We start from the raw sequence: 20,673 nt of genomic DNA on the forward strand, positions 1-20,673 counted from the left end.
GTTGCGGCCGATGGCGCCGCCTGCCTTGCCGAGAAACGCCTTCTTCAGCGAGCGCGATTTGGCGTCGAAAATCGGGAATTCCACCCACGCCTCGTGGGTCTGGATACGGACCATGTTCCCGGGGCTTACAGGTACTGGCCGGTGCCGCTGCCGCCGCCCTGTGCGGGTACGGAAAGACCGGGCGGCAGAACACCTTGACGCATCTGCTGTAGCTGCGCGCGCGCCGCCATCTGCTGAGCGAAGAGAGCGGTCTGGATGCCGTGGAACAGCCCCTCCAGCCAGCCCACCAACTGTGCCTGCGCGATACGCAGCTCGGCGTCGGAAGGAATGCTCTCCTCGTTGAACGGCAGGGCGAGGCGCTCCAGTTCCTCGCGGAGCTCGGGGGCCAATCCGTCTTCCAGCTCGGCGATGGAGGCGGCGTGGATCTCGCGCAGCCGGGAGCGGCTGGCATCGTCGAGAGGAGCAGCGCGCACCTCCTCGAGAAGCTGCTTGATCATCGTGCCGATGCGCATCACCTTGGCGGGTTGCTCGACGAGATCCGTGATGGACGGGTCGTCGTCGGCGCTGTCGGCGGCCTTGTCGGCATCGCCGGCGCCCAGAATGATCACCTGGTCGTCGTCATCGTCCTGACCGGGATGGGTCATCTGTCACCTTCCGCCTGTGGTTTCCGATCGCCGACCCACTCGTAGATCTGGGCGGCGCCGTTGTCGTACAGCTTTCTCCATGATCGGGATATGTCCAACGACCTTAGTCCGTCGGGAACCTTGAACCCCTGGACCACGGGAGTACTGGTCATGACGTAGCGAATGTTCAGCGCGTGCACAGCGGCGGTCACGCGCCGATCGGTATCGGCGTCGTCGGCGTAGGCCCAGAAGATGTACCGGTGATAGCCCGGACCCTGTTGCTGCGGGAAGTCGTAGTGCGTCCACAGCGGGTGCAGTCCCGCCACCGCGTACATCCAGCCCGAGCCGTCCACGTTTCCGTCGCCGATGGTGGTGTCTTTGGCACCCGGCAGGGTGGCCAGGTAGGCGAAGGCGTCGAGCTTCTTGGGCCCGACCATCACCTGGTCGTATTTGGCGCCCACGAGGTACTTGTGCGGCAGGAAGTAGTGCCGGGCGGAGAAGGCGCAGACCACGGCCAACGTGATGGCCGTGGCCACGAGCGCCCATTGTCGGGCGCGCTCCCCGCGCAGCCTCGTCAGCACGGCGTAGGCCAGCGTGAACAAACCGATCCCGGCGGCCGGGGCCAGCAGCAGACACACGATGGCCGACAGCCTGCGCGGGTCGCTGTAGAAGGCATCGGAGAACAGGGCCACCGCGCGGCCGATGAAGCCGCCAAAGGGTGTGGAGGAGTGGACAATTGCCACGATCAGCAGCAGCCAGACGGCAAGTGGCCAGTACATCCGCTTCACGATCAGGACGACAGCGCCGAGAAGGGCCAGCCAGAGCAGGGCGGACTGCACCGGGTAGTCGGCGAGATGGCGGGTGTGCTGGGTGAGGGCGTCCAGCAGCGCACGCTTCTTTCCCCACGGAGTGGTGAATTGGTGTCCGGCGATGATCTCGGACAGCTGGAGCAGGGTGCGCAATTGCGGATAGAGCAGCACCAGAGAGACGACACCGGCAATGGCCAACGGCAAGAACCCATTTCCCACCCGGCGCCGGGGCTTCTTTTCCTTGCCGCGGTATCGGGACAGTGGTGCAAGGAGCCACCAGGCGGCCACGAAGACGACCGCCACGATGGCGCCCGAGGTGTGCACCGAGGCGATTCCCACGAATGCCAGCACCGCCACCGGTATGCGGCTACGGTCGGCGACCACGCTCGTGACGGCGATTACCGCGGGACCCACCAGGGCGAAGGACACCAGGTTCGGCACGGCTGCCACGTAGAACTCCACGTAGGGCAGCGCCGTGAATGAGGCCGAGAGTGCAGCGGCGGTGGCGGCGCAACCGGCCTGGAAGGTGCGGCTGGTGCGGCCGCGCAGCATCTGCCAGGCCAGCGCCGCGGCGCTGAGCGGGAAGAGCAGCGACCCGGCCACCGCGTACAGCGTGTAACTCGTCGTGGGAGCCGCGCCAGTCAGTTGGCTCAGCACCGCGGCCAGCCCGTGGAAGGCCGACGGGTAGTAGAGCGTCGCGTGTGTCTCGACGTTGCGGAGGTCACCCATCCGGGTCGACGATGCTTGCCCGGTGTCGAGGATGTAGCGGATGGTGTTCCCGTGCCACATCGAGTCCCAGGTACTCGGGACCGATTGCCAGTTGGTCAGTCCACGCACGAATGCGTAGAAGATGAGCCCGGAGCCGATCGCGATGCCGAAGGCGACCGCGATCACTGCCGCACGACTTTGTGACGGGAATTGTTCGGCGTGCTCTTTTGGCCGCAGCCAACGCCACAGCAGCCGAGCGACGACGATCGCGCCCAGGAGCGCAAACCCGGCGGAGACTGAGTTCCACGGTATGCCGATTGAGCCGAAGGTGACGATGCACAGCCCAACTAGCCCATAGGTCAATGCAGGTGCGGTGACGGCGGCCGAATGTGTTGGTAGCCCGAAGGCTCGGCCAATCAGCCAGCCTGGGATGAACAGCAACAGCAGTGCCGTAGCCACCCCGAAAGCGAACGACATTGCTCTAGTATGACTACACGAGACGGCGCCGTTAACCGTCGTCCGTCGGGGCGTGGTGCAACGACGGGTTCAGCGCCGTGACCTGTGGTGAGCATCTAAGGTGTCTGGCATGGCTTATGACGTCGCCCGGGTGCGTGGTTTGCACCCGACCCTCGGCGACGGGTGGGTACATTTCGATACCCAAGCCGGGATGCTCATCCCCGATGCGGTTGCTACGACTGTATCCACAGCGTTCCGGGGATCCTTTTCCGACACGCGGGGTCCGCACCCCAGCGCGCGGCGCAGCGCTGCCGTCCTCGAGGCCGCCCGGCACGCTGCCGCCGATCTGGTGGGTGCCGACGCGCGCGGGGTGGTGCTGGGCAGTGACCGCGCCGTTCTGCTCAACTCCCTGGCGGAGGGGTCGTCCTCCAAGGCGGGGCTCGGCTATGAGCTGGTGGTGTCCAGGCTCGACGAAGAGGCCAATGTGCAGCCGTGGCTGCGTTCGGCCAACCGATACGGCGCCAAGGTCAAGTGGGCCGAGGTCGATATCGAGTCCGGTGATCTGCCGTCCTGGCAGTGGGAGTCTTTGATTACCAAGCCGACCCGGCTGGTGGCGGTGACGGCCGCTTCTTCGACCCTGGGAACGGTGCCGGATCTGCAGCAGGCCACCAAGCTCGCGCACGCGGTTGGTGGCCTCGTGGTGATGGACTGTTCCAGCCTGGTGCCGTATCGCGCCTTTGATATCGAGGACCTGGACGCCGATGTCGTCGCCTTCAACGCGACGGCATGGGGTGGACCACCGGTGGGCGCGTTGGTCTTCCGGGATCCTGCGCTGCTGGATTCGATCAGTTCGATTTCGCTCAACCCGTTGGCTAGCGGGCCCGCGCGCCTGGAGCTGGGCGGGCATCAGTTCGCGATGCTGGCTGGCCTGGTTGCCAGCGTGGAGTATCTGGCCGGTTTGGACGAGTCCGCGTCGGGCACCCGGCGTGAGCGGCTGCTGACGTCCCTGACTTCGGCGGGCGCGTATCTGGATTGGCTGTTCCGGTATCTGGTGAGCGCTCTGCGGACTCTGCCACGGGTCATGGTCATCGGGGCTCCGGAGGACCGGATTCCCGCGCTCAGCTTCACTGTGATCGGGATTCCCGCGGATCGGGTGGTGCAGCGACTGGCCGACAACGGAGTGTGTGCGATCGCCAACACCAGCTCGCGGGTGCTCGACGCCATCGGTGTGAACGAGATCGGCGGCGCGATAACGGTTGGGTTGGGGCACTATTCGACGGCCGCCGAGGTCGACCAGCTGGTGCGCGCGGTCGCCTCGCTGGGCTGACCCGCCACCGGGTCAGAGCGTCAGTAGCACTTTTCCCACGATCTCTCCGCTCTCCAGCAGGCGGTGCGCCTCGCCCGCTTGGCTCACCGGGATCTCGGCGCCCACGATCGGCAGGACCTTTCCCGCCTCGACAAGCGGCCACAGGTCCTGGGTGACGGCATCGACGATCGCGGCCTTGCCGGACGGTCCGTCCAGTGGCCGTCCGCGCAGCGTGGTGGCGGTGATAGAGCCGCGTTTGGTGATCAGCTTGGCGATGTTCAGCTCGGCCACCGCGCCGCCTTGCATACCGATGATGACGAGATGTCCGTCATTGCCGAGAGCATCGACGTTCCGGTCCAGATACTTCGCTCCCATGATGTCCAGGATGAGGTCGACCCCGGCACCGTCGGTGAAGTTGTGAACTGCCTGTACAAAATCGGTGGCCCGGTAGTTGATGGCCAGATCGGCACCAAGATCACGACAGGCGTCGAGTTTGTCGGGGGTGCCTGCGGTAATCGCAACCCGAACGCCGAGCGCCTTGGCCACCTGAATGGCATGGGTGCCGATTCCGCTCGAGCCACCGTGAATCAGGATGGATTGTCCGGCAGCCATTCTCGCCGTCATCACCAGGTTCGACCACACGGTGCAGGCGACTTCGGGTAGCGCCGCCGCGACATCAAGGTTGATGTTTGAAGGAATCGGCAGTACCTGGCCGGCCGGTACCACCACCTTCTCGGCGTACCCGCCGCCGGACAGCAGTGCACAAACAGCTTGTCCTACAGCCCATTCCGATACATCTGCGCCAACCTGGGCGATAACTCCCGAGCATTCGAGTCCCAAAATGTGGCTCGCGCCGGGTGGCATCGGATACAGGCCCTGGCGCTGTAGCAGATCCGCGCGGTTAACTGCGGCGGCCGTTACATCGATCAGTATTTCGCCTGGTCCCGGAGTTGGGTCGGGAACTTCGGTCCAGCACAGCGCTTCTGGCCCACCCGGCTGGTCAACGGTGATAGCGTGCATAGCATCCAGACTATGCCGAGCTATTGGTGGTCGCCGGGTTATCAGACAGTGCGGGTGGAGGCGCGGTCGAGGCCATGGCTTGGTCGACGGAGGGGGATGGTGCATGAGTACACGTTCGGAGAGCGAGGTCCCGGGACTTGACCTCGCCGAATTTCGTTCGTGGCAAAACTTTTGGATAGCGACTAACCGGTTGTATTTTTTATTGAACCGTAAAATGGTTGCTTCGCATGGTATTTCGTTGACCGACTTCCAAGTGCTTCAGCAATTGTTGCGGTCAGCTAACGGTAGTTGCCGGATGGGGGATATCGCGACCAGTCTGTTGGCCTCGCGTAGCCGGATCACGCACCAGGTGCGCCGCCTCGAGGAACAGGGGCTGGTGAAGCGGGGGTCGATGCCCCAGGACCGCCGGGCGGTCTTGGCGGCGCTTACCGAGCAGGGCCGCACGCTGGGCGAGGCGGCGATGCGTACGTACTCCGAATGTGTCCGCGAGCACTATCTGACCCGCCTGACCCGGCCACAGCAGGCGGCTATCGCCGAAAGCTTCCGGCGAGTGGGTGAGGGGGCCGAAGAGGCGCTCCACGACACCGAGAGCCGCGGCGGGGAGTAGATCGCTCTGCGGAGCCGCTAGGCTTGCCGACGGTGGCGTGGCAGAGCGGCCTAATGCACTCGCCTTGAAAGCGAGAGACGGCTAACACCGTCCGGGGGTTCAAATCCCTCCGCCACCGCTCTTAACGCCGCAGTTGGCTGTGTGCAGCCGCGGACGTTCCGGTTCCCGGCCCGGCTCGAACGGGCTGCCTCCCTCGCCGGCTGCGGACGCAGCGGACCGCGCGTACCGGTTAGCGCGGTCTAGGGCGGGGCGCCGCCGATGCTGCCAGGGAGCGTTCGCGCCCGGCAACGGGTTTACGACCGCGGCCGCGTGATGAGTTGTGTACGTACTGGGGTGGAGCCGGTGGTCAGATCCAGCACGGGGCAGTGTGCGTCCACGGCCTCTTGTAGCTCGCGGTACCGCTCGTCGCTGTCCGGCCCCGAGACCGTCACGGTGACGCGGATCTGCTGGAAGCCGGGCCGGATGCTGTCGTCCAGCCCGAAGAACCCGCGTACATCGAGGTCACCCTCGGCGCTGGCGCTGAGCGAATCGACTTGAACCCCTAGTCTTTCCGCCCAGAAGCGATAGGTCACCACTTGGCAGGACAGCAGCGATGCCAGGTAGTACTCGACGGGGTTGGGCGCGGTGTTCTGTCCGCCGAGACCCGGTGGCTCGTCGACGTGCACGCGGTACTTGCCCAGGGCGATTGCGCTACCGACCGTGCCCTCCGGTTGGGCGGATGCCTTGAACACCACCGTTGCGGCGGCCTGGTTGTCGGCTACTGCCGCGCGGGTCGCATCGGTGATCGCGTTGAGGGATGTCGTCGAGGCAGTCACGCGCGGTGACGTTAGTGGGACCGGTGCCGCGCTGGGAGGTTTGCGTCCGCGGTGAATCCAACCGGCCATGGACGTAGGCCTATTTAAAAGGAGAAGTATCCTCTAAATTGGAGTCATGGCTGACAGAGAAACACTTCCGCTGGCTGGGCGCAGAGACGAAGATCTTCCCGGGCACTGGCTGTTGGCGCGGCTGGGCAAGCGCGTCCTGCGCCCGGGCGGCCTTGAACTGACCACGCGGCTGTTGGCCGCCGGGAAGGTGACTGATGCCGATGTGGTCGAACTCGGGCCGGGTCTTGGCCGGACCGCGCGCGACATCGTGGCGCTGCGCCCGCGGTCCTATGTCGGTGTCGACGACACCGCGGCGGCTACCCAATCGGTACGTGATGTGGTCGCACCCTGTGGTGGGCGCGTGATCGTCGCGGATGCCGCCAGCACGGGCCTGCCGGACGGTAGTGCCGACGTCGTCGTGGGCGAGGCGATGCTGACGATGCAGAACGACAAGGCCAAGCGGGCCATCGTGGACGAGGCCTATCGGGTGCTACGGCCGGGCGGCCGGTACGCGATTCACGAGCTCGGGCTCACGCCGGACTCCGTGGATACCGCCACCAAAGACGAAATTCGCCGTGCGCTGGCTCGTTCCATCAAGGTCAACGCTCGGCCGCTCACCGTGGCCGAGTGGAGCGAGCTGCTCAAGGCCTCGGGATTCGAGGTGGTGAGCACCGACCGGGCGCCGATGGCACTGCTCAACCCGCGTCGCGTCATCGCCGACGAGGGCGTATTCGGAGCCCTGCGTCTGCTGAAAAACGTTCTCCTGCATGGTGCGGCGCGCAAGCGAGTGCTCACCATGCGCCGTACGTTTCGTGAACACAGCGACGCGATGACAGCGGTCGCTTTGGTCGGTGTGCGGCCCGAATGATCGGGAGTCCACAGGTAAGGGAGGCAATCATGGATGTCGTGTCGATAACGGACTTGGGGGATGCGCAGGTCGAAATAGCGCGAAGCGCGCATAGCGGCCGGGCTGCACATACCGTGCACGGCGGTAGCGGCCACGCGCTGCGGCAGGTGGTCATGGCGCTGGCGGCGGGCCGAAAGCTTGCCGAACATGAGAATCCCGGTGAGACAACCCTGTTGGTGCTCAGTGGGAAGGTGGAGCTGTCGGCGGTATCCACGAAGGCCGCGCTGGCCACCGGCGACTACGTGATCGTTCCGCCGGAGCGCCATGACCTCACGGCACTGGAAGACTCGGCGGTGTTGCTGACAATTGTGAGCCGCGCGAGCTGAGCCCGCCGAGTGCATACCAGGCGCAGGGGGTTTCGGTGAGATGCCTGCGTGCGGTATGCGCTCGGCGAACTGAGCCTTACGCCTTGGGTCCGCCGCTTTCGGCCAGCCGCCGCACCGCGTCGATGAAGACGTCGATCTCGTCGAAGGTGTTGTAGAACGCGAACGAGGGCCGCACCGTCTGCTCCAGTCCGAGCCTGCGCAAAATCGGCTGCGCGCAATGGTGTCCGGCACGCACCGCGATGCCGTCGGCGTTGAGCGCCTTACCGACTTCCACCGGATCGTGCCCGTCGAGCACGAACGACAGCACCGATGCCTTGTGGTCGGCCGTCCCCACCAGCCGCACACCGGGGATGGCAGCCAATTGCGGTGTCGCGTACTCCAGTAGCGCGTGCTCGTACTCGGCGATCCGGTCGATGCCGATGCGCTCGACATACCGCAGCGCCTCGCCCAGTCCCACGGCGTCGGCGATGTTTCCGGTGCCGGCCTCGAACTTGTTGGGCGGCCCCTGGAACACCGCGCGCTCCAGGGTGACATCGGCGATCATGTTGCCGCCGCCTTGCCACGGCGGCGTCTCCGCCAACGCGTCTTCGCTGCCGTAGAGCACGCCGATCCCGGTGGGGCCGTAGATCTTATGACCCGAAAAGACGAAGAAGTCGGCACCCAGCTCCTGCAGATTCACCGTGAGGTGCGGCACCGACTGCGCGCCGTCGATGAGCACGCGCGCGCCGTAGCGGTGCGCGATCTCGACGATCTGCTTGGCGGGCGTCACAGTTCCCAGCGCATTGGAAACCTGGGTGGCCGCAACCAGTTTGGTGCGCGGACCGACCAGATCCTCGAGCTCGGAGAGCAGCAGGTTACCGGCGTCGTCCACCGGAGCCGCCTTGATGACGGCGCCGGTCTTCTTCGCGATCAATTGCCACGGAACAATATTGGCGTGGTGCTCCAGGTGGGTGATGACGATTTCATCCCCGTGTCCAAGGTTCTTACTGCCCCAGGCATGCGCCACCAGGTTGATGGCCTCGGTGGCGCCGCGCACGAAGATGATGTTCTCGTCGGCCTCGGCGCCCAGGAACTTGCGGGCCGCGCCGCGCGCATCCTCGTATGCATCGGTGGCCCGTGCCGCCAATTCGTGTGCTGCACGGTGGATGTTCGAGTTCTCGTGCTGATAGAAGTGCACCAGGCGATCGATCACCGATTGCGGCTTCTGCGTGGTCGCGGCGTTGTCGAACCAGATCAGCGGCTTACCGTTGACGGTCTCGGACAGGATCGGGAAATCTGCCCGTATCGACGCGACGTCGAAGGCGCGTGCGTCTTCGTGGATCGGCGCCGCGGCCGGCGCTCCACCCAGGAAGTAGTAGTTCGACTCGTCGCCCCCCGTTGGTGCCACTGGCGGTGTCCACCCCAGATCCGGCACGGAAAGCGCCTCTGAGTGTGGGGTCACCCGTGGTGAAGCGACGGCTGGGGCCACCACAGGGGTGGCGAGCACCCCGGGGATTGTCGGCACCAGGCCCGAGGGGACCGCGAAATCGGCGAGACCGGTTGTCGGATAACCCGTTGCGGCGGTGTGGGCCGCAGAGGTGCCCGATGTCAGGTCACCGCCACCGCCGCGAGGTGCCACCGGCACCGCTCCGGGAATCCCGTCGGGGGTCGCCGAACTGAAAGCCGCGACCGGCGGGGCCACCGTTGCCGTCGACAGGGCGTCGGCGACGGGTGCGGGTGCGTATGGACTGGCCAACGAGCCCGCCGTGGCCGCCGCGGAGGAACCGGCCGTCGCGTCGGGGACGTTGCCCCTGGGCGCGACGGGTACCGCCGGTCCCGGGGTGTCGATACCCGGTGCTCCGGTAGGTGTGGCCTCCCAAAACAACTGAGTGGCCAATGCCGACAGCTCCGCCGCAGAGGGGAAGCCCGGCGGGCTGTCGGTTACGGGAATCGCGTCACTTGTAGACATGGAACTTGTCCACCTGCACGTCGTCGAGAACGGCCAGTGCGTCATCAGTCAGCACGGCCAGCGACGAATACAGGGTGACGAGGTATGAGGCGATGGCCGACCGGTTGATTCCGGTGAACCGCACCGACAATCCCGGTGCCTGCTCGCCGACCAAGCCGGGCTGGAACAGGCCGACAACGCCCTGGCGCTCCTCGCCGGTACGCACCAGCAGGAACTTGGTCTTGGCGTCCTTCACCGGAACCTTGTCCGACGGGATGATCGGGATGCCGCGCCAGGTGATGAACTGCGCGCCGAACAGGCTCACGACAACTGGCGGCACGCCACGGCGGGTGGCCTCACGGCCGAACGCCGCCACACCCAGCGGATGGGTCAGGAAGAAACCGGGGGTCTTCCACACCTTGGTAATCAGGGCGTCCAGGTCATCCGGTGTGGGAGCGCCACCGAGGGTCTTGATGGTCTGCTCGGGTGTTGCCTGAGCCAGCAGGCCGTACTCGGCGTTGTTGATGAGCTCGCTTTCCTGACGCTCCTTGATGGACTCGATGGTCAGGCGCAGCTGCTGGGCGATCTGGTCGTGCGGGCTGGAGTACAGGTCCGAGACCCGGGTGTTGATGTCGAGCAGCGTCGAGATGGTGCGCAGCGTGTACTCGCGCGGGTTGGTCTCGTAATCGACGTAGGTCTGCGGCAGTGGGGCCTCGTTCTCACCCTGCTCTTCGCTGTGGATCGCCACCTTGTCGGGGTTGATGACGCGGTTCACCCGGTAAATGCCCGCCTCGACGGGTACCCAGTTCAGCAGATGCAGCAGCCACCGCGGGGTGATCGTCGACAGCTGGGGGACGGTCTTGGTGGCATTGGCTAGCTGCCGTGCGGCGAGATCGCCGAGGGCCTGGGATTCATTCTTGGCAGCGGGCACAGCGGTTTCCTCCTCAGCGAATGGGATCAAGACCTGATGTCTGAAATCCTAATCGCGATTGGGGCGGCGCATCAGGTAACGAACACCCGTGCGCCAAACTCCGGGCGGCCGGTTCACGGCGACCCGCCGGGTCGCCGTGAACCCGTATCGCATTCGCTCGCTCCAGGGAAGCGGCGCCGGTGGAAATCCAGGCGCGCGGCCGCGGATCCGTAGACTGGATGCATGCAGCACGTCGCACAGTCGCACCGACTCCGGGCGATCAGCGCGCTGCGCGCCGACAGCTTCGGGGCGCGCAGCGCCGCCGTGTGTTGCTGTTGTTGTTGATTCCCTAACCCCGCCCCTGGCACCCGGGATCGCCGTCTACCGACGTTGACGAGCTCCTGGGCTGCAATCCGCCGGCACAAGGATCAACCAACCCATGACCACTCATTCTTTGCTATCGCTCGTCGAATGGCCGTCTGCCCGCATCACTGGCAGGCGTCACGGCCACCACGCCGAGGTGCTCCCGCAGCGCCTGACGAGGTACCGCGGGGGCACCTATTCGTCCACTGTGGACGAGGTTGTGTTCACTGACGGAACTTCTGCTCGCACAGATTTAATTCGCCTGAACCCCACTATCGCCGCGTACTCCCTCGATATCGCGGGGATCGCCCCCAACCTGCCCTCGGGCTACGCCGTGGCCGACTGGCTGTCGGTGGCGAACCTGCGGGCCCGCACCCGCGAATCGCAGGTGGCGTGGATCTTGGCCAACTCCTTCCCGGCGCTGTCGACGGCACAGCTGAGCCGCCGGTTGCGCGCGGCGGGGTACCTGGGCGAGGCGAACATCAAGGATCACGAGGCCATCGCGGGAACCCAGGCCGCCATCTGGTTCCTCACCAATGGGGTAGAGCTGGACACCGCGGCGCGCAATGTACCCACGGCTACCCGAAAGTCCCCGTCGTTCATCGAGTTCGAATTCAAGGAGCGTCCACAGCTGGGCGGTCTGACGGTGCGGACCAGTGCGGGGCAGCAGCCGGCCAGCGTACGGCTGCACGCATCCGTGAATGGGGCCGTGTGGCGCGAGGTGTCCTCCTCGGAATTGAACTTCACCGAAGGTGAGGCGCAGTACGTCAAGACACTGGGCGTCGGTGCGACGGTCGCCGAAACCCAGCACGGTGCACCGGATCTCGGATATCGCTTCTATCGCCTGTACGTGCAGGGCGGTACCGCAGATGTCGAAGGTGTCGAATTCTGGTTGCATGATGCGCGCAATCACCGCAATGCCGACCGGGTGGTGCAGCTGTACCGCTATCTGTTGGAGCAGTCGTTGATCGCCGCCGGTCGGGTGGATCAGGTCCCCGCGATCGATGATTCGCAGGCGGTGATGGCCGCAGGCCTGATGGGGCCGTTCGTCGTGGATTCGCAACGTCCGGTGTTGCTTTCGTTGTCCGAGGGTGCCAAGGCGATGGACATCTCCGGTGCGGAGCTCACCGGACTGGTGGACCCGGGCACCCGCTTTTACGTGCGTCCGGCGGAGTGCGTTGCGGCGGTGACGGTCTCGGTGGTCGACCCAGTGTCGACCGCCCGGGTACTCACCGGCGTGGCAGAGGGGCCGTTGACGCCACTGGCGCTCGTGCTGCCCGGTGCGCGCGAAGTTGTCGAACTCACTGTCGAGTGGGCCGAGACCACGCAACTGTCACGGGTGAGTTAACGCCAGGAGCGCGCGAACTCTAGGAATGCGTCGTTCTCTTCGGGTGCGCCGATGGTGACTCGCACGCCGTCGGCACCGAAGGGGCGCACGATGATTCGGGCCTCGGCGGAGGCTTGTGCGAACTCCGACGAGCGATCGCCCAGCGGTAGCCATACGAAGTTGGCCTGCGATGGCGGCACCTGGTATCCCGCCTCCCGGAGTGCTTGGGTCACTCTTGTGCGTTCGGCGACAACATCATTGGTCCGTGCGAGGAGTTCCTCTGCGGCGCCCAGGGAGGCCACCGCCGCAGACTGAGCGAGGCTGGACGCGCTGAACGGCACGTACACCTTGCCCAGCGTGGTGATCACATCGGGATCGCCGATCGCGTAGCCCACCCGCAGGCCGGCCAGGCCGTAGGCCTTTGAGAAGGTGCGTAACACAACAACATTGGGATGTTCGCGAACAAGGGCAATGCTGTCGGTGAAGTCTTCGCGCACATACTCGATGTATGCCTCGTCGATCGCGATGAGGATGTGGGGCGGTACCGCCTCGACGAACCGGCGCAACTCTGCGGGTGGGACCACGGTGCCGGTGGGATTGTTGGGATTGCAGACGAAGATCAGCCGGGTGGCGTCCGTCACCGCGGCGGCCATGGCCGCCAGGTCGTAGGTGTGGTCGGTCAGCGGCACCTGAACGGGGGTGGCCCCGGCGACCCGCACCACTAGCGGGTAGGTCTCGAAGGACCGCCAGCCGAACAGCACCTCGTCACCTACCGTGGCGGTGACCTGTACGAGCTGCTGGCACAGGCTCACCGATCCGCATCCGACCGCGATGTGTTCGGGCGGCATGTCCACGTGTTTGGCCAGGTGTGAGCGCAGCTGGGCGTAGCCGTTGTCCGGGTAACGGTTGATCTGCGCGGCTGCCTCGACGATGGCCGTGTGGACGCTGGGCAGTGGTCCGTGCACGGTCTCGTTACTGGCGAGCTTGATGGCACCGGGGACGTTGCGGCCGGGGGTGTACGCCGGCAGTTCGGTCAGCTCGGGGCGAAGTCGGGCAGGCACTGGAACAGACTATCTGTGCATGTTGGACCGGATGGCGACCAACGGCTTTGCCTTCCGGCCTCGCGGGCCTGTACTCTGTGCCCTCGGCGGTTCGGAATCCATTTATGGGTTCCGGTACCCTCGGGAAGTTCAGGAGGCGTGCCAGAGCGGCCGAATGGGACTCACTGCTAATGAGTTGTCCCCTTTACGGGGGACCGGAGGTTCAAATCCTCTCGCCTCCGCGTCGGTCTGCAGGCCAAACCTGTTGACCTGCAACAATTGAATAGCACGCGCCCGTAGCTCAACGGATAGAGCATCTGACTACGGATCAGAAGGTTAGGGGTTCGAATCCCTTCGGGCGCACCAGGACTTCTTCACGAGTGAGTGAGAAGCAATGACACAGATTCAGCGATATTTCCCCCACCCACCCCATGAGGTGTGGTCGGCTCTCGTCGATCCGGCTTCGTGGTGGGGCAAGCCTGATGCCCCACCGGTCGATGTCGCCGTGGGGAGCGCTTTCACGATGACGACCGTTCCCGTGGTGGGCACGCGGTTCAACGGCGTATTCGAGGTTGAGTTTCTCGACGCCGTTCCCTACGAGCATTTGACCTTGGGTCTGCTAGCCCACGCGTCTACAGGTCAGTCGGCGCGCTGGACGCGTCATGTGGCCTTTCGCGAGCACGAGGGCGGCACTCTGTTGACGGTGACGAATAGGGGCGTCAATCTCGACGACGTCGATGAACGGATTCTGCTCCGGGTCGTCAAAGAGATTCAGGCGACCGAGTTGTACGGCATCGCCAAATTGTTGGATCAGCCGCGCCCGTGATCCGGAGAAAGTGCATGGGTTCGCTGCGCCTTGCGAGACCGCGCTACCTGCGTCGATAGACTTCCGGCATGACAGCGGCGCGTACGACGGAGTCGGCTACGTTCGGCGCGTGCCTTCGCGATCAGTTCGATGTGTTCCTTGATGAGCACAGGTCCTTGCTCCACGAGTGTCTCGACGGTTTGACCGAGGAGGAGGCGCGGTGCTCGCTGGTTCCTTCCCGCACCACGCTCCTGGGTTTGGTCAAGCATGTGACGTTTGTGGAGGAGGTGTGGTTCAACGAGGCGATCACATGTCGCTCCCGCGCTGATCTGAGGCTTCCATTGACCCCCGACGAGTCGTTCCTTCTGGAACCCGCAGATGACATCTCGTCTGTACAGCGCCGATACCGCGAGGTTTGTGCCGCATCGAGGCAACGGGTCGCTCCACTTGCATTGGACGATCTGGTCATGGGGAACAGACGCGGTCCATTGCCCCTGCGCTGGGTGTACTTGCATGTGCTTAGGGAGTTGGCACAGCATTGCGGCCACGCTGACATCTTGCGAGAGCAGATCATCGCGCAGCGGTAGTCCGGTCCGCCGAACTGCATGGCGTCCCCGCCACGCGCCCCGTGCTAAGCCCCGGGCGCCGATAGTCCGCCGCGCAGCTGTCGGAAGCCCTGTCGGACAAGCTCTTCGGGTTCTCCCCGTAGTCCAGCGTCGGTGCTTGCCAACTGGATGATCGTGGAAAGCACCGCGTAGGCGGCATTGCAGACCAGGCGCGGGTACAGGTCGAGATCTCGGTCCAGGCCGGTGCGCCGTGCGACTTCGGAAAGCACGGAGCCGTCTTCATTGCTCGGTTCTGCCGCGGCATGGGCGGCCAATCCCGGGCTCAGCTTGGCAAGGCGCGTGACTGCGACAACGGTATCTACGGCCTCGGACGTGACCAAGCCCAGCATGGTTGCCTCGAGTGAATCGATGATCGGTTCATCGTCGGGGCGTGAGCACAGCAGCTCCACTCCCGTGTCCCCGTATTGGCGCATTAAAAACAGTACGGCGTCTTCCTTGCTGGTGAAGTAGTTGCGGAACGTGCGGGACGAGACGCGCACCGCGTCGGCGATCTCGTCGACGGTGACGGCGGCGAGGTCCCCGCGTTCCAGTGCCAGCTCCAGTGCGGCGCGACTCAACGCCAGCTTGGTCTCGGACTTCTTCTGCTCGCGCAGGCCATTGGGCGGTGGCATGTGGCCATCGTAACAAACCTTCCTTTTTAGGAAACTTTTCCAAAAACGGAAGCGTTCTACGGGTATGTCCGGCATCGCGGTGAGGCCGGGGGCACGAAGAAGAGGCGATTGACATGAGGAAAGCACTGGCTTCCCTGGGCATCGCCGCCGTACTGGCGGCCGGGGGCATTGCCCTTGCCGGTCCCGCTGCGGCGGCGCCCTGCGGCAAGGTTGTGGTGTGGGGTAACGGCGGCGGCGTGTGCGAATCCGACTTCGCGCCCGATGGCAGCTTCACTCGATGCGACACCGTGTACGTGCTCGGAATCGGGGGGACGAACTGCTATCGGGTGTACCCGTAGGCGCGCAAGAGTGGCACCTGGGACGTCCTGTACCAGAAGCTTCCCGGCACGGTGTCCAGTCCGCTAGCGTCGCCACCATGGTTGAGGACCTGACAGCTGACTACGTCATCGTGGGCGCCGGATCGGCGGGGGCACCGCTGGCCACCCGGCTCGCCGAACGCACCAACGACCAGGTGCTGGTTCTGGAGGCGGGGCCCAAGGACAAGGACATGGGAATCCACATTCCCGCCGCGTTCTCGAAGCTGTTCCGCAGCGATGTCGACTGGGACTACCTCACCGAACCACAACCGCAGCTGAACAACCGCCAGATCTATTGGCCGCGAGGCAAAACGCTGGGCGGCTCGTCGTCCATGAACGCGATGATGTGGGTCCGTGGATTCGCGGCCGACTACGACGACTGGGCGGCGGTGGCCGGTGATCAGTGGTCTTTCGCGAACGTTGCCCCCTACTTCAAGCGCATCGAGACGGTGGAGGGCGCGACCGAAAGCGACGAGGGCACCGAGGGCGCGCTGAAGATTTCCAAACAGCGCAGCCCCCGCTCCAGCACCGCGGCGTGGCTGGAGGCCGTCAAGGAAGCGGGATTTGACGTCGAGCGGGCCAATACTCCTGAACCCAAGGGTTTCTCGGAGACCATGGTGTGCCAGAGCGGCGGACGCCGGTGGAGCACCGCGGACGGTTACCTCAAGCCGGGTCTGCGGCGCCGGAACCTGAACGTGGTTACCGAGGCCCAGGTGCGCCGGGTGCTGTTCGACGGCACCAGAGCCATCGGTGTGGAGTACGTGCGTGACGGCATCACACACACCGTGCGCGCGCGGCGCGAGGTGATCTTGAGTGGTGGCGCCATCAATTCTCCTCAGCTGCTGATGCTTTCGGGTATCGGTGATGCCAAGCACCTTGGTGAGTTGGGAATCCCGATCGTGCACGACGCCCCGCAGGTTGGCCAGAATCTGCTCGACCATCTGTGCTGCCCGGTGGGTTACGAGGTCGAGGCCGACTCGCTGTACAGCGCGGAAAAGCCGCTACAGCTCGCCAACTACTTCCTGCGCCATCGCGGCATGCTCACCTCGAATGTCGGTGAGGCCTACGGATTCCTGCGCAGCCGGGCCGATCTCGCGCTACCCGACCTGGAGCTGATCTTCGCCCCCGCGCCATTCTTCGATGAAGGCTTGGGGGAGGCCACCGAGCACGCCATCGTGATGGGCCCGATCCTGCTCAAGCCCGAGAGCACCGGTGAGATCACGCTGACCTCGCCCGATCCGCTGGCCAAGCCGCGCATCGACCCGCGCTACCTCAGTGATAGTGCTGGACAGGACCGCGCCGCGATGATGTTCGGGCTGCGGACCACCGCCCGTATCGCCGAGACGCCGTCGATGCGGGCGATACTCGGCAAGATCCTGCGGCCGAGGAATCCCAGCGACAATCTGGAGGAGACGCTCGTCGCCGCGCTGCAGAGCAACTCACACACCCTCTATCACCCCGTGGCTACCTGCCGGATGGGTGCGGACGAGGCCAGCGTGGTTGCTCCGGATCTCACGGTGCGCGGTGTGCAGGGACTTCGGGTGGTCGACGCCTCGGTGATCCCGAGCCTCATCCGTGGTCACACGCACGCTCCGTCGGTGTTGCTCGGTGAGAAAGCTGCCGATTTAATTCTTTCTCCACAAGCATGAAACCGATCCGCGTCTCCGAACGTCTGACTGGATAGAGTCAGCAGTTGAGGAGTTAGCGGAGGGAAATCATGAGCGACGAGTTCGGTGTCCGGACCGAGGAGCTCGCAGCCATTTCCAAGACATGGCTGGGTGAGACGCTGCACATCAACGACATGCCATGGACGTCATTTCAGGATGCCTCGGGTTCCGGAAGTGAAGTCCTGGCTGCCATTCGTGACACCGCCTCGCCCGGAATCAAGGCGATGTCCTCGATTGCCCGCAGGTTCTCCGACATGGCAGGGCTCGTCGATACCTTCGCCACCAACGTGACGGCGCAGGACGAGAAGACCGCCACGTCGTTCGATGCGCTGAAGCCACGCTGATGCGCCCGACGATCAGTCAGCTCCGCGGCTGGAATCTCGACGCGCTCAGCAAGGCCGCTGACATCGCCCGCGACAACGCCCGGACGCTGGATGCGTCCTTGGACTCGTGCGACCGCGTCTTCAACGACGCATCGGGCTGGTTTGGCAAGACACACGATGCGGCCCGGATCAAGGTCGACCAGGAGCTCGACCACGGTCGCGAGGTCCGGAATGTCCTGAACCGGTTATCCGATGACGCTGAGGACGCGGGACGAACTCTTAAGCACGCCAAGGAATACACGCTTCAAGATGTGGACGCTGCGGTCGCCGAAGGGTTCACGGTCACCGATACCGGAGAAGTCAGCCACCCGGATTCTGCGAAGGCACAGGCGGCCGCCGACCATCAGCGCCGGATTCAGGCGGGCCTCGACGAGGTGGCCCGTCTGGACGAGTTGTACGGCCGGAAGCTGCGGGAGGCCGTCAACGATCTGGAGGCCATGCGCGACGGGCAGCAGGATGTCACGCTGCCGACGGGCGAGAAGATTGATCCCGATGCACTGGTCGACCGGGTTCGCGGTATGTCTGAGGAAGAGCGCCGCGCGTTCCTGGAGGGTCTGCCACCCGAGACGGTGCACCAGATGGTCATCGCCGATCCCGAGTTCATGGGGAACACCAACGGTGTTCCTTTCGATGTCCGCGCGGACGCCAATGAGATCAACATCAGGAACGCGCTCACCGACGAGCTGCAGAACCCGTCGCCCAATCAAGCGCGCGTCGATCAGCTCCGGGCGATGCTTGAACCGATGGATGATCCGTTCGCAACGATCCCTGCCGGAGGCTCTCCCGCCGACTTCAAGATCGATCGTAAGTTCGTGATGTTCTCGACAGAGGGCAATGGCCGGATGATCGAACAGATCGGCGACCTCAAGCCCGGCGCACCCGGTGTCGGGGTTTACGTGCCCGGCACCAACACCAACCTCAACGGCAGCAGAAGCAACCACGACTCGGCGGTCAACCTGGCCAAGCAGAGCGGGTCGCCGGTCTTCCTCTATATGGAGAACGATTTTCCGCAGGGGCTGGACAAGGCGACGGACCCGTCTTACGGATTGGCGATGGCGCCGCAACTCGTCTCGTTCGGCAAGGAACTCGACGCCGAGGTCGCCCGCCATGCGCCGGGTACGCCAACCACGTACATCGGACACTCGTATGGCGGCTCTGTTGTCGGTACCGCCGAACAGATGGGTCTGCGCGCCGACCGCGTGTTGTACGCGTCGTCCGCCGGCACGGGCATCCTCAGCACCGAGTGGCATAACCCCAACCCGAATGTGCAGCGGTTCTCCATGACTGCCCCCGGCGACCTCATCGGCGCAGCACAACTCGCGCCCCGTGACAGCGATATCCCCACCAGATTCTCCCCGTTCCCCGGGGTGAATCTGGATCTGCCGCCGGTGATTCCACGGGCGCCGGACGGCGATATCGGTAACCCGCACGCGGGTAATCCGCTTGGTGGAGACCCGGATTCGATTCCCGGCGTCACCCGGCTGGACACCGGCTACTACAGCGACGACAACAAGGATCATCCTGGCGAGGTGGTGTTCGGCCCCAAGGGGCACGGCAGCTACTGGGACGACCCGAAATCTGATGCCTTCCAGAACATGGCGAACGTGATCAGGGGCGGTGAGGTGACCACGTACGTCGAACGGGGTATCGAGTCGAACAACGTCGACATCAACCTCGGAGACGACAGCAGCCTGAACGAATCGGTGAAGGACATCGCCAAGGCGTACGGCGATCAATGGTTGTCGGGGGCCAAGATCGGCCCGATCACGTTGCCGACCAATCCCAAATGGGAAGACCCCTACGGCAATCCGCACGTCACCGACAACCCCGGTCTTGGCCGGAAGGTGCAGGTCCGATGAGGCGCGCATGGACGATTGCGATGGCGGGGCTGACGATGCTGACCGCGGTTTCGTGCAATCCCGGTGCGGGCGGCGAGCAAGGAGGTAGTACGAGCATGGAACCCACGACGGTCAAAATGTCCGATGCGCTGCGGGTCACGGCCGAGAATCTGTCGTTCGTCACGGCGGAGAAGGTGCAGCCGGGTGTCAACGACGTCGAGCGGATGGGCTGCCGTACGAGCTACAACTCGGCCCTCCCGGAGGGGCCACCGTGGTGGTTGCGCCTGCAGCGCGATTTCGCGGACCCCACCCCGGAGCTGATCTCGGGCGTGCTGGATCGCCTCGAATCGCTGTCCAGCAAGGGCTTTCGCCGTCAAGAAAGCAAGCGGCCGGAGCCTGAGCCGGTGAACAGCCGGACCTACCGTGATGATGCCGGTTACATCGTGAGCGCCCGCGAAGACATTCGCGGCAATGGGGTTCGGGTGTACGTCGTCACCGCGTCGTCGCCCTGCGCCAACGAGGACTAGCGGTAGGTCACCAGATCCCTGTTGCCGCCGTCGCCGATCAGGTGGGTGTGGTCGTTGAAGGAGAGCAGGCTTAAGCCGCGCTTGCCGTTGACCAGTGAGGTGATCGATGAGTTGATGACAACACGTTGTGCGGTAAGCCAATTCGAGACGTTTCCGCCCCACAGATCGGCGACGATCATCCCGATGACCCCGGCTGAGGTGGCCACCACGGTGTCACCGTCACGTTTGGCGGCATCGGACATGGCGTCGAGCACGCGCTGCTGAAACCTGGTGTAGCTCTCCGCGTATCCCCCGGAGGAATCGGTGCTGGCCCACTGCGCCAGACCGTCCTCCAGGATGGCCTGCGTGTCACCCTTGGCCAGGCTCTTGACGGTGTTCACCGACGCCAGACGCCGCATCCGTGAATTGCCGACGATCTCCTTGTAGTCGTATTCGTCCCAGCGGTCATCCTGCTGCGGCTCGGATCCCAGCGCGAGCGCGATGGCCTCGCCGGTCTGCCGCTGTCGCTTCATTCCGCCGTGCAGGAGCCGGGTGCCGCTCAGGCCGCGGCGGGCGAGCTCGGCTGCCACGGTATCGGCCTGTCGCTGTCCGGCGCTGGTCAGCGGGCTATCGGGGCTGCTGGAGTAGTTGGCAGCCTGACCGTGCCGGACCAGGTAGATGACGCCCAT

The 20,673-nt window shown here is 64.8% G+C and carries 21 protein-coding genes and 3 tRNA genes; 15 read left to right on the forward strand and 9 right to left on the reverse strand.

Annotation, left to right across the window (positions count from 1 at the left end; translation table 11 throughout):
* Positions 1 to 125 precede the first annotated feature (125 nt).
* Together RHO23_RS22215 and RHO23_RS22220 are read right to left on the reverse strand one after the other, a co-directional pair.
* Complete coding sequence (locus tag RHO23_RS22215; protein WP_057965334.1) at positions 126 to 644, reverse strand: bacterial proteasome activator family protein; 519 nt, start codon at positions 642 to 644, stop codon at positions 126 to 128.
* Positions 641 to 2,617 carry a DUF6541 family protein gene (locus tag RHO23_RS22220; protein ID WP_423488367.1) on the reverse strand — a complete coding sequence of 659 codons (1,977 nt, stop codon included), beginning with the start codon at positions 2,615 to 2,617 and terminating at the stop codon, positions 641 to 643. The genes RHO23_RS22215 and RHO23_RS22220 overlap by 4 nt, the downstream gene beginning before the upstream one ends.
* A 109-nt stretch (positions 2,618 to 2,726) precedes the next feature.
* Between RHO23_RS22220 and RHO23_RS22225 the strand changes: the two genes are divergently transcribed.
* The gene (locus tag RHO23_RS22225) at positions 2,727 to 3,923 is read left to right on the forward strand and encodes a cysteine desulfurase-like protein (RefSeq protein WP_030096083.1); all 1,197 of its coding nucleotides are present in this window, start codon (positions 2,727 to 2,729) and stop codon (positions 3,921 to 3,923) included.
* 12 nt (positions 3,924 to 3,935) lie between these two features.
* Here RHO23_RS22225 and RHO23_RS22230 read toward each other — a convergent pair whose 3' ends face one another.
* Positions 3,936 to 4,922, reverse strand: a complete 987-nt coding sequence (locus tag RHO23_RS22230; RefSeq protein ID WP_057965332.1) for an NAD(P)H-quinone oxidoreductase — start codon at positions 4,920 to 4,922, stop codon at positions 3,936 to 3,938.
* A 253-nt stretch (positions 4,923 to 5,175) separates the two neighbouring features.
* Between RHO23_RS22230 and RHO23_RS22235 the strand changes: the two genes are divergently transcribed.
* The gene (locus RHO23_RS22235; protein ID WP_231897178.1) at positions 5,176 to 5,529 is read left to right on the forward strand and encodes a MarR family transcriptional regulator; all 354 of its coding nucleotides are present in this window, start codon (positions 5,176 to 5,178) and stop codon (positions 5,527 to 5,529) included.
* A 31-nt stretch (positions 5,530 to 5,560) separates the two neighbouring features.
* Positions 5,561 to 5,647, forward strand: a tRNA-Ser gene (locus RHO23_RS22240).
* Positions 5,648 to 5,822: 175 nt separating this feature from the next.
* Here the strand turns inward: RHO23_RS22240 and RHO23_RS22245 are convergent.
* Positions 5,823 to 6,344 (reverse strand): OsmC family protein, encoded by a 522-nt coding sequence (locus RHO23_RS22245; protein WP_070922008.1) that lies wholly within the window; start codon positions 6,342 to 6,344, stop codon positions 5,823 to 5,825.
* 115 nt (positions 6,345 to 6,459) lie between these two features.
* On the opposite strand from RHO23_RS22245, the gene RHO23_RS22250 reads away from it, so the two are divergent.
* Positions 6,460 to 7,260 (forward strand): class I SAM-dependent methyltransferase, encoded by an 801-nt coding sequence (locus RHO23_RS22250; RefSeq protein ID WP_064407565.1) that lies wholly within the window; start codon positions 6,460 to 6,462, stop codon positions 7,258 to 7,260.
* Between the two features lie 29 nt (positions 7,261 to 7,289).
* Positions 7,290 to 7,625 carry a cupin domain-containing protein gene (locus RHO23_RS22255; protein WP_070941807.1) on the forward strand — a complete coding sequence of 112 codons (336 nt, stop codon included), beginning with the start codon at positions 7,290 to 7,292 and terminating at the stop codon, positions 7,623 to 7,625.
* Positions 7,626 to 7,701: 76 nt separating this feature from the next.
* Here RHO23_RS22255 and RHO23_RS22260 read toward each other — a convergent pair whose 3' ends face one another.
* Together RHO23_RS22260 and RHO23_RS22265 are read right to left on the reverse strand one after the other, a co-directional pair.
* The gene (locus tag RHO23_RS22260) at positions 7,702 to 9,573 is read right to left on the reverse strand and encodes a family 2A encapsulin nanocompartment cargo protein cysteine desulfurase (RefSeq protein WP_423488368.1); all 1,872 of its coding nucleotides are present in this window, start codon (positions 9,571 to 9,573) and stop codon (positions 7,702 to 7,704) included.
* Positions 9,560 to 10,483 carry a family 2A encapsulin nanocompartment shell protein gene (locus tag RHO23_RS22265; protein ID WP_046252175.1) on the reverse strand — a complete coding sequence of 308 codons (924 nt, stop codon included), beginning with the start codon at positions 10,481 to 10,483 and terminating at the stop codon, positions 9,560 to 9,562. The genes RHO23_RS22260 and RHO23_RS22265 overlap by 14 nt, the downstream gene beginning before the upstream one ends.
* A 418-nt stretch (positions 10,484 to 10,901) precedes the next feature.
* On the opposite strand from RHO23_RS22265, the gene RHO23_RS22270 reads away from it, so the two are divergent.
* The gene (locus RHO23_RS22270) at positions 10,902 to 12,173 is read left to right on the forward strand and encodes a thioester domain-containing protein (RefSeq protein WP_070922009.1); all 1,272 of its coding nucleotides are present in this window, start codon (positions 10,902 to 10,904) and stop codon (positions 12,171 to 12,173) included.
* Here RHO23_RS22270 and hisC read toward each other — a convergent pair.
* Positions 12,170 to 13,213, reverse strand: a complete 1,044-nt coding sequence (gene hisC, locus RHO23_RS22275) for a histidinol-phosphate transaminase (protein ID WP_423488369.1) — start codon at positions 13,211 to 13,213, stop codon at positions 12,170 to 12,172. The genes RHO23_RS22270 and hisC overlap by 4 nt on opposite strands.
* A gap of 132 nt (positions 13,214 to 13,345) precedes the next feature.
* Between hisC and RHO23_RS22280 the strand changes: the two genes are divergently transcribed.
* The 4 genes from RHO23_RS22280 (at position 13,346) to RHO23_RS22295 (ending at position 14,584) form a co-directional block, all read left to right on the forward strand.
* A tRNA-Ser gene (locus RHO23_RS22280) sits at positions 13,346 to 13,434 on the forward strand.
* Positions 13,435 to 13,482: 48 nt separating this feature from the next.
* A tRNA-Arg gene (locus RHO23_RS22285) sits at positions 13,483 to 13,558 on the forward strand.
* 28 nt (positions 13,559 to 13,586) lie between these two features.
* Complete coding sequence (locus RHO23_RS22290) at positions 13,587 to 14,018, forward strand: SRPBCC family protein (RefSeq protein WP_070922011.1); 432 nt, start codon at positions 13,587 to 13,589, stop codon at positions 14,016 to 14,018.
* 68 nt (positions 14,019 to 14,086) lie between these two features.
* Entirely contained in the window at positions 14,087 to 14,584 is a 498-nt protein-coding gene (locus tag RHO23_RS22295) for a DinB family protein (RefSeq protein WP_264918346.1), read from the forward strand.
* Positions 14,585 to 14,628: 44 nt separating this feature from the next.
* Here the strand turns inward: RHO23_RS22295 and RHO23_RS22300 are convergent, their stop codons facing one another.
* Positions 14,629 to 15,234, reverse strand: a complete 606-nt coding sequence (locus RHO23_RS22300) for a TetR/AcrR family transcriptional regulator (RefSeq protein WP_070922013.1) — start codon at positions 15,232 to 15,234, stop codon at positions 14,629 to 14,631.
* 113 nt (positions 15,235 to 15,347) lie between these two features.
* On the opposite strand from RHO23_RS22300, the gene RHO23_RS22305 reads away from it, so the two are divergent.
* The 5 genes from RHO23_RS22305 (at position 15,348) to RHO23_RS22325 (ending at position 20,005) form a co-directional block, all read left to right on the forward strand.
* Positions 15,348 to 15,572 (forward strand): hypothetical protein, encoded by a 225-nt coding sequence (locus RHO23_RS22305; RefSeq protein WP_044104904.1) that lies wholly within the window; start codon positions 15,348 to 15,350, stop codon positions 15,570 to 15,572.
* Between the two features lie 77 nt (positions 15,573 to 15,649).
* Positions 15,650 to 17,239 carry a GMC family oxidoreductase gene (locus tag RHO23_RS22310; RefSeq protein WP_264918355.1) on the forward strand — a complete coding sequence of 530 codons (1,590 nt, stop codon included), beginning with the start codon at positions 15,650 to 15,652 and terminating at the stop codon, positions 17,237 to 17,239.
* Between the two features lie 68 nt (positions 17,240 to 17,307).
* Positions 17,308 to 17,601: a hypothetical protein gene (locus RHO23_RS22315; protein ID WP_030096068.1), complete on the forward strand. Its 294-nt coding sequence runs from the start codon at positions 17,308 to 17,310 to the stop codon at positions 17,599 to 17,601.
* A complete protein-coding gene (locus RHO23_RS22320) occupies positions 17,601 to 19,499 on the forward strand; it encodes an alpha/beta hydrolase (RefSeq protein WP_057963507.1) in 1,899 nt (632 codons plus the stop codon). The genes RHO23_RS22315 and RHO23_RS22320 overlap by 1 nt, the downstream gene beginning before the upstream one ends.
* Positions 19,496 to 20,005, forward strand: coding sequence for a hypothetical protein (locus tag RHO23_RS22325; RefSeq protein ID WP_081349424.1), 510 nt, complete (start codon positions 19,496 to 19,498; stop codon positions 20,003 to 20,005). Before RHO23_RS22320 ends, RHO23_RS22325 begins: the two co-directional genes overlap by 4 nt.
* Here RHO23_RS22325 and RHO23_RS22330 read toward each other — a convergent pair.
* The gene (locus tag RHO23_RS22330) at positions 20,002 to 20,673 is read right to left on the reverse strand and encodes a histidine phosphatase family protein (protein WP_064407575.1); all 672 of its coding nucleotides are present in this window, start codon (positions 20,671 to 20,673) and stop codon (positions 20,002 to 20,004) included. The genes RHO23_RS22325 and RHO23_RS22330 overlap by 4 nt on opposite strands.

The organism is Mycobacteroides sp. PCS013, assembly GCF_049532645.1.
GTDB lineage: Bacteria > Actinomycetota > Actinomycetes > Mycobacteriales > Mycobacteriaceae > Mycobacterium > Mycobacterium gwanakae.

What these genes read in the sequence shown, in the direction of transcription:
- RHO23_RS22270 (WP_070922009.1), top strand. Translation starts at nt 10,902, where the DNA reads ATGACCACTCATTCTTTGCTATCGCTCGTCGAATGGCCGTCTGCCCGC.
- RHO23_RS22260 (WP_423488368.1), bottom strand. Translation starts at nt 9,573, where the DNA reads ATGTCTACAAGTGACGCGATTCCCGTAACCGACAGCCCGCCGGGCTTC.
- RHO23_RS22315 (WP_030096068.1), top strand. Translation starts at nt 17,308, where the DNA reads ATGAGCGACGAGTTCGGTGTCCGGACCGAGGAGCTCGCAGCCATTTCC.
- RHO23_RS22320 (WP_057963507.1), top strand. Translation starts at nt 17,601, where the DNA reads ATGCGCCCGACGATCAGTCAGCTCCGCGGCTGGAATCTCGACGCGCTC.
- RHO23_RS22310 (WP_264918355.1), top strand. Translation starts at nt 15,650, where the DNA reads ATGGTTGAGGACCTGACAGCTGACTACGTCATCGTGGGCGCCGGATCG.
- RHO23_RS22225 (WP_030096083.1), top strand. Translation starts at nt 2,727, where the DNA reads ATGGCTTATGACGTCGCCCGGGTGCGTGGTTTGCACCCGACCCTCGGC.
- RHO23_RS22230 (WP_057965332.1), bottom strand. Translation starts at nt 4,922, where the DNA reads ATGCACGCTATCACCGTTGACCAGCCGGGTGGGCCAGAAGCGCTGTGC.
- RHO23_RS22325 (WP_081349424.1), top strand. Translation starts at nt 19,496, where the DNA reads ATGAGGCGCGCATGGACGATTGCGATGGCGGGGCTGACGATGCTGACC.
- RHO23_RS22305 (WP_044104904.1), top strand. Translation starts at nt 15,348, where the DNA reads ATGAGGAAAGCACTGGCTTCCCTGGGCATCGCCGCCGTACTGGCGGCC.
- RHO23_RS22295 (WP_264918346.1), top strand. Translation starts at nt 14,087, where the DNA reads ATGACAGCGGCGCGTACGACGGAGTCGGCTACGTTCGGCGCGTGCCTT.
- RHO23_RS22250 (WP_064407565.1), top strand. Translation starts at nt 6,460, where the DNA reads ATGGCTGACAGAGAAACACTTCCGCTGGCTGGGCGCAGAGACGAAGAT.
- RHO23_RS22220 (WP_423488367.1), bottom strand. Translation starts at nt 2,617, where the DNA reads ATGTCGTTCGCTTTCGGGGTGGCTACGGCACTGCTGTTGCTGTTCATC.
- RHO23_RS22290 (WP_070922011.1), top strand. Translation starts at nt 13,587, where the DNA reads ATGACACAGATTCAGCGATATTTCCCCCACCCACCCCATGAGGTGTGG.
- RHO23_RS22255 (WP_070941807.1), top strand. Translation starts at nt 7,290, where the DNA reads ATGGATGTCGTGTCGATAACGGACTTGGGGGATGCGCAGGTCGAAATA.
- RHO23_RS22215 (WP_057965334.1), bottom strand. Translation starts at nt 644, where the DNA reads ATGACCCATCCCGGTCAGGACGATGACGACGACCAGGTGATCATTCTG.
- RHO23_RS22300 (WP_070922013.1), bottom strand. Translation starts at nt 15,234, where the DNA reads ATGCCACCGCCCAATGGCCTGCGCGAGCAGAAGAAGTCCGAGACCAAG.
- RHO23_RS22330 (WP_064407575.1), bottom strand. Translation starts at nt 20,673, where the DNA reads ATGGGCGTCATCTACCTGGTCCGGCACGGTCAGGCTGCCAACTACTCC.